This window comes from Dietzia sp. E1 (genome assembly GCF_014145015.1).
GTDB lineage: Bacteria > Actinomycetota > Actinomycetes > Mycobacteriales > Mycobacteriaceae > Dietzia > Dietzia cinnamea_A.
In genome coordinates this window covers 1-5,561 of sequence record NZ_JAALDU010000212.1, presented here as the reverse complement: position 1 = coordinate 5,561, position 5,561 = coordinate 1, and the positions used below count along the sequence as shown (strand labels likewise).

At 71.9% G+C, this 5,561-nt stretch carries 4 protein-coding genes; 2 read left to right on the top strand and 2 right to left on the bottom strand.

Going from position 1 to position 5,561, the window contains the following annotated elements; translation table 11 throughout:
- Positions 1-512, bottom strand: a 512-nt coding sequence (locus G6030_RS08145) for an NAD-dependent epimerase/dehydratase family protein (RefSeq protein ID WP_182642778.1), incomplete at its 3' end; no start/stop codon positions are given.
- The gene (locus G6030_RS08140) at positions 509-1,198 is read right to left on the bottom strand and encodes a metal-dependent transcriptional regulator (protein ID WP_007627547.1); all 690 of its coding nucleotides are present in this window, start codon (positions 1,196-1,198) and stop codon (positions 509-511) included. The genes G6030_RS08140 and G6030_RS08145, both read right to left, overlap by 4 nt.
- 224 nt (positions 1,199-1,422) lie before the next feature.
- Between G6030_RS08140 and G6030_RS08135 the strand changes: the two genes are divergently transcribed.
- Positions 1,423-2,655 (top strand): acetoin utilization protein AcuC, encoded by a 1,233-nt coding sequence (locus tag G6030_RS08135; RefSeq protein WP_182642779.1) that lies wholly within the window; start codon positions 1,423-1,425, stop codon positions 2,653-2,655.
- Between the two features lie 46 nt (positions 2,656-2,701).
- Complete coding sequence (locus G6030_RS08130; protein WP_182642777.1) at positions 2,702-5,470, top strand: GNAT family N-acetyltransferase; 2,769 nt, start codon at positions 2,702-2,704, stop codon at positions 5,468-5,470.
- Positions 5,471-5,561 lie beyond the last annotated feature (91 nt).

The following is a 5,561-nucleotide window of genomic DNA, read 5'->3' as shown; positions in this document are numbered from 1 at the left end:
GCGCCGGCGACGTTGAAGTAGCGCAGGCTGGTCGCGGCGAGTCCGTGCGCGACCGCGTACGAGGTGATGGCGTGGTCGATCGCCAGCTTGGTCGCCCCGTAGGTGTTGGTCGGCCGGGTGGGCATGTCCTCGGTGATGGGCACCTGCTCGGGCTCGCCGTAGGTGGCCGCGGTGGAGGAGAACACGAGGTTCCCGACACCGGCCGCCCGCATGGCGTCCAACAGGGCCAGCGACGTGACCACGTTGCCCTGCCAGTACTCCTCGGGCTTCTCGACGGACTCGCCGACGAGCGAGCGCGCGGCGAAGTGCAGCACGCCGTCGAAGGACGGGTCGAGGACCTCGCCCGCGCGGGCGGCGACGTCACCCTCGAGGAAGGTCGCCCCCTCGGGGACGCCGTCCCGGTTACCGGTGGACAGGTCGTCGAGGATCACCACCTCGTGCCCGCGCTCGATGAGGACGGTGGCGCACACTCCGCCGACGTACCCGGCCCCGCCGGTGACGAGGAGTTTCACGACAGGATCTCGACCTGGATGGCGTGGGCGTGGTCGCCGTCGAGTTCGACGGTGCGGCCGTCCCCCGAGTCGAGTTCGACGAGGTGCCCGCGGCGGGTCGCGGTGACGGTCTTGAGCGGCTCCACGCCGGCGGCGCGGAATTCGGAGATCAGGTCCGTGTCGATCTGCACGTTCTCGCCGATCGCCCGGATGCGCACGGTGTGCGGTGTGTCGGTGGGCAGCGCGGATAGCCGGACGTGGTCGCCGTGGTCGAGCGTCGACTCGGCGTAGCCGATGCGGTCCAGACCGGGGATCGGATTGCCGTAGGGCGACGTCCGGGGGTCGTCGAGCACCTCGATGAGACGCCGTTCGACGTCGTCGCTCATCACGTGCTCCCACCGGCACGCCTCGGCGTGGACCTTCTCGAGCTCGAGCCCGATCACGTCCACCAGGAGCCGCTCGGCCAGGCGGTGCTTGCGCATCACGTCCACCGCGAGCTCGCGCCCGGTGGCGGTGAGCTGGAGGTGCCGGTCGGGTGCGACGAGCACCAGCCCGTCGCGCTCCATCCGGGCCACCGTCTGGCTCACGGTCGGGCCGCTCTGCTCGAGGCGCTCCGCAATCCGCGCCCGCAGCGGGATCACGCCCTCCTCCTCGAGTTCGTAGATGGTGCGGAGGTACATCTCGGTGGTGTCCACCAGGTCCTTCACGCTGCAGTCCTCCACGTCTGGATTCGAATCGACATCCCGGTGGGTGACGACACCGACCGGGTTCTCACACCGAGACTACCGTCGGGCCACCGACCGGGGTGGGGAGCCGACGTTCATCGGCCGCCCCCGTCGTCGCCGCGTAGATTCGTGAGGTGACGTACCCCACGGATCTGGCGGGGTGCGAGGGGCCGGGAGAGACCCGGTCCGACGGGAGGGCGGTGGCCATGGCCGGGATCGCGGACGGCGTCGAGGCGAAGGTGGTGTGGAGCCCGTCGCTGCTCGAGTACCGACACTCCGCCGATCACCCCATGAGTCCGAGGCGCCTCGACCTGACCATGTCGCTGGCCACCGAACTCGGCGTGCTGCAGGGGGTGGAACTGCTCGAACCCGGGACGGCCGGTGACGACGAGCTGCTGCGGGTGCACACCTCGCGCTACATCGACGCCGTGAAGGCGGCCGGCGACCTGCCGCCGGGGGAGCACGTGGGGATGAGCCACGGCCTGGGCACGGCCGACAACCCGACGTTCCCGGCGATGCACGAGGCCAGCGCGGCGGTCGCCGGTGGCACGCTGACGGCCGCCCGCGCGGTGGCCAGCGGGGCCGCGACGCGCGCGGTCTCCGTCGCAGGTGGCATGCATCACGCGATGCCCGCGGCCGCCGCCGGCTTCTGCGTGTACAACGACGCGGCCGTGGCGATCAGCTGGTTGCTGGACAACGGGTTCGACCGCATCGCCTACGTCGACATCGACGTCCACCACGGCGACGGCGTCCAGACCGCCTTCTACGAGGACCCCCGCGTGCTCACGGTCTCCCTGCACCAGCACCCCGCGACCCTGTGGCCGTCGACGGGTTGGGCGTCGGAGGCCGGCGTGGGCCGCGCGGAGGGCACGTCCGTCAATCTCGCGTTCCTGCCCGCGGTCACCGACGACCTCTGGCTCCGCGGCTTCCACGCCGTGGTCCCGGGCGTCCTGCGCGCGTTCGAACCGCAGATCATCGTCCTGCAGGCGGGGTGCGATTCGCACCGCGAGGACCCCCTCGCCGATCTGTCGTTGACCGTCGACGGACACCGGCGGTCCTACCTCGACGTCATCGCACTGGCCGACGAGCTGTGCGAGGGGCGCCTCATCGCGGTCGGCGGCGGCGGCTACGAGCTGGTGCGGGTGGTCCCACGCTCGTGGACCCACCTCATCGCGGCGGTGCTCGGGGTGCCTGTCGACCCGGGCACGGAGATCCCGGAGGGGTGGCGGTCCGCCGCCGGCCGGCTCACCGTTCCCGATCGGGTCCCGAGGGTGATGGGCGACGGCGAGGAGCCGGCCTTCGCGCCCTGGGAGCCGGCGGGCGCCGACCGCGGCGTCGAGATGGACCGTTCGCTGGCCCGGCTGGACCAGTCGATCCTCGACACCCGTCGCACGGTCTACCCCCTGCTGGGGCTCGATCCCGACGACCCCCGGGACTGACCGCTTCTCGAGCCCCGTCCGGCACGACCTCGCATTGGAGGACCCCATGGCGCACCCCGGCGACCCCTCGACCGGCCCCACCGCGACCGAGACCCCGGAACCCGGCGGGCGTCCGGGCGATCCGCCCCCCGCGGTCGATCCGCCCGAGCACGCCTCGACCGACACCTCGGTCGACGAGTACCCCGAGGGCTACCCGCACGAGTGGGCCGCGGACGTCCTCGGCTCGGACGGCCGGGCGGTGCGGATCCGCCCGATCCTGCCCAACGACGCCGAGAAGATCGCCCGCTTCCACACCAGCCTGTCCGAACGCACCCGTTACCTGCGCTACTTCGGATCCCGGGACGTCCTGAGCGATCGGGAACTACGGCGGATGACCCACGTCGATTACCGCGACCGGATGGCGTTCGTCGCCGAGTTGGGCGCGGAGATCATCGGGATGGCGATCTACGAACGGCTGCCGGACTCCACGTTCGCGGAGGTCGCCTTCACGATCTCCGACCAGCACCAGGGCCGGGGGCTGGGCTCGATCTTCCTCGAGCACCTGGCCGGCGCGGCGGCCGAGTGCGGGATCGACCACTTCGAGGCTGAGGTCCTCTCCGAGAACCGGTCGATGATCCAGGTGTTCCGCCGAGCCGGGTACGAGATCTCACGGTCCTTCGACGGCTCCACGCTGCACCTCGAGTTCGCCATCGATCCCACCGAGGCGCTGACGAACGTCCGGAACTCGCGGGAGGCCGCGGCGGAGGCCCGGAGCCTGGCGCGGGTGCTGAACCCGGGATCGGTCGCCGTGATCGGCGCGTCCGACCAGGTGGGCAAGATCGGCCACACCGTCATGCGCAACCTCATCGGAAACGGGTTCGCCGGCCCCGTCTACCCCGTCAACTCGGACGCCACCTCGGTGCAGTCGGTCCGCGCGTACGCGAGCGTCCGGCACATCCCGGATCCCGTCGACCTCGCCGTCGTCGCCGTGCCCGCCGCCTCGATGTCGGAGGTCCTCGACGACTGCCTGTCCAAGGGGGTGTCGACGCTCGTCGTCATCTCCGCCGGGTTCTCCGACGTGGGGAGCGCGGGAGTCGTCTCGGAGCGACGACTGGTCAGCGAGGCCAGGGCGCACGGGATGCGCGTCGTCGGCCCCAACGCGCTCGGTGTGATCAACACCTCCGCCGACGTCAAGCTCAACGCCACGCTGGCCGAGGTCGTCCCCGGCCCGGGCCGGGCCGGATTCTTCTGCCAGTCCGGTGCGCTCGGCATCGCGATCCTCGCCGCCGCGGCGCGGCGCGGGCTCGGGCTGTCGACGTTCGTCTCCGCCGGCAACCGCGCGGACGTGTCCGGTAACGACCTGCTGCAGTACTGGGACACGGACACCTCGACCGAGGTGGTCCTGCTCTACCTTGAGAGCTTCGGTAACGCCCGCAAGTTCTCGCGGATCGCGCGGCGCGTGGCCCGCAACAAGCCGGTCGTGGTCGTGCGGCGGGCCGTGGACGACCTGGAGTCCGGCGTGGAGGGGCTTACCGCGAACGCGATCGGGGGACTGTTCCGCGACTCCGGCCTCATCCAGGTGGACTCCATCACCGACATGTTCGACACCGCCACCCTGCTCGCCTACCAACCGCTGCCCACCGGCGGCCGCCTGGGGATCGTGGGCAACTCCTCGGCCGTCGGCAGGCTCGGCGCGGACTCCGCCCGCCAGCAGGGGTTCACCGTCTCCCACGCCGTGGACCTGGGTGCCGGGGCGTCGCCCGAACAGTTCCGCGAGGCCATCGCGGACGCGCTCGCGCGAGACGAGGTCGACTCGGTTCTCACGGTGTTCGTCCCGCCGGTCGCCACGGATCCGGACTCCTATGCCGAGGCGATCCGCGCGGCGGCGGCGGAGAGCGCCAAGCCGGTGGTGAGTACGTTCCTCGCCGGCGAGGGCTTGCCCGAGGGGTTGACCGTGACGGACGAGTCGGGCGTGGCGGCCCGCGGTTCGATCCCGTCCTACCCCTACCCGGAACGCGCGGTGTCGGCGCTCGTGCGGGCCCGGCGGTATGCGGAGTGGCTCGACCGGCCCGCCGAGGAGCCCGCCGAGTATCCGGACATCGACCGCGCGCGGGCCCGCGAGCTCGTGGACTCGCTGTCCCAGCTCCACGCCGGGACCGAGTCGTTCGAGCTCACGCAGGGCCAGGTCCGGGCCCTGCTCGAGTGCTACGGGATCGACATCGTCGACTACCGCGTCGTCACCGACGTCGATCAGGCCGTGATGGCGGCCGACGAGCTGGGCTACCCGGTAGCGGTCAAGGCGATGAGTGACCGGTGGCGCACCCGCAGCGACCAGTCGGGGGTCCGCCTCGACCTCGCCGACTCCGCGGCGGTGCGGCACGCCTTCGCGTTGCTCCAGTCCACGACCGGGTCGCGGTCGCTGCACGTGCAGAAGATGGCCACGAAGGGCGTCGCGGTGACCATCCGCGTCGCGGACCACCCGATCTTCGGCTCGTTGATCTCGTTCGGACTGTCCGGGATGCTCTCCGACCTGCTCGCCGACCGGGCGTTCAGCACACTGCCCATCTCCCCCTCCGAGGCGTCGGCGCTCCTCGGCAGACCGCGGGCGGCGCCGATCCTCGACGGCTACGCGGGGGACGCGCCGGTCGACCGCGACGCACTTGTGGAACTCATGGGGCGGGTGTCATGTCTGGTGGAGGACGTCCCCGAACTGCGCCGCCTGGCGATCGACCCCGGACTGGCCGCACCCGACGGGCTCTCCGTGCTCTACGCCACTGTGCGGCTCGGTCCGCCGCCCCGCTTCAGCGGGAACGAGGGGCCCCGCAGGCTCCGCTGACGGCCGGTGCCCGGTGCCCGGTGGCCGCGGCGACGACCACGCGGGCACCGGCACAGACGAGCGGCGGCCCCGCCCTTCGTGGGCGGGGCCG

Excerpts from the sequence above, each read along its gene's own strand:
- G6030_RS08135 (WP_182642779.1), top strand. The coding sequence starts at position 1,423 with ATGGCCGGGATCGCGGACGGCGTCGAGGCGAAGGTGGTGTGGAGCCCG.
- G6030_RS08130 (WP_182642777.1), top strand. The coding sequence starts at position 2,702 with ATGGCGCACCCCGGCGACCCCTCGACCGGCCCCACCGCGACCGAGACC.